The sequence below is a fragment of the Ursidibacter sp. B-7004-1 genome, from assembly GCF_053654055.1.
The window spans coordinates 1-1185 of the sequence record NZ_JBSIUP010000075.1 but is presented as its reverse complement, the minus strand read 5'-3'; the positions used below and the strand labels follow the sequence as shown (position 1 = coordinate 1185).

The following is a 1185-nucleotide window of genomic DNA, read 5'->3' as shown; positions in this document are numbered from 1 at the left end:
GCCAACTTTTTCTACAGTGGCAGTTGGTGATTTACCGTCTTTACCATTGGTGATGTTTGTTGAAACAGGAGCTGAGCCATCGTTGTTATTAACAGTAACGGTTTTGCTGCCGTCTTGGTTTTCAACCAAGGTTACGGTTGGTGATTTACCGTCTTTACCGTCATTCACCGTAGTGCTGGTGCTTGTGCCATCAGGGTTGTTTACTGTGATGGTGTGTGTACCGTTGCCGTTGTCTGTCACAGTCGCTGTGGCTGATTTGCCGTCAGCACCTTTGTCACCATTCTTACCATCTTTAACCGTGGTGGTGGTTTGAGTGCCATCTGCGTTGGTGATGGTAATGGTGGCTGTGTCGCCAACTTTTTCTACGGTGGCAGTTGGTGATTTACCGTCATTCACCGTGGTGCTGGTGCTTGTGCCATCAGGGTTGTTTACTGTGATGGTGTGTGTACCGTTGCCGTTGTCTGTCACAGTCGCTGTGGCTGATTTGCCGTCAGCACCTTTTTCACCTTGGTCGCCTTTTTCACCATTCTTACCATCTTTAACAGTGGCAGTGCTTTGAGTGCCATCTGCGTTGGTGATGGTAATGGTGGCTGTGTCGCCAACTTTTTCTACAGTGGCAGTTGGTGATTTACCGTCTTTACCATTGGTGATGTTTGTTGAAACAGGAGCTGAGCCATCGTTGTTATTAACAGTAACGGTTTTGCTGCCATCTTGGTTTTCAACCAAGGTTACGGTTGGACTCTTACCGTCTTTACCGTCATTCACCGTGGTGCTGGTACTTGTGCCATCAGGGTTGTTTACTGTGATGGTGTGTGTACCGTTGCCGTTGTCTGTCACAGTCGCTGTGGCTGATTTGCCGTCAGCACCTTTGTCACCTTGGTCGCCTTTTTCACCATTCTTACCATCTTTAACCGTGGTGGTGCTTTGAGTGCCATCTGCGTTGGTGATAGTAATGGTGGCTGTGTCGCCAACTTTTTCTACGGTGGCAGTTGGTGATTTACCATCATTCACCGTGGTGCTGGTGCTTGTGCCATCAGGGTTGTTTACTGTGATGGTGTGTGTACCGTTGCCGTTGTCGGTCACAGTCGCTGTGGCTGATTTACCGTCAGCACCTTTGTCACCATTCTTACCGTCTTTAACAGTGGCAGTGCTTTGAGTGCCATCTGCGTTGGTGATGGTAATAGT

General features: G+C 48.7%; 1 protein-coding gene. It reads right to left on the bottom strand.

Annotation, left to right across the window (positions count from 1 at the left end; all coding sequences use genetic code 11):
* The coding region (locus ACWIW0_RS11270; protein ID WP_454453391.1) for a collagen-flanked surface repeat-containing protein at positions 1 to 1185 on the bottom strand (1185 nt) is incomplete at both ends.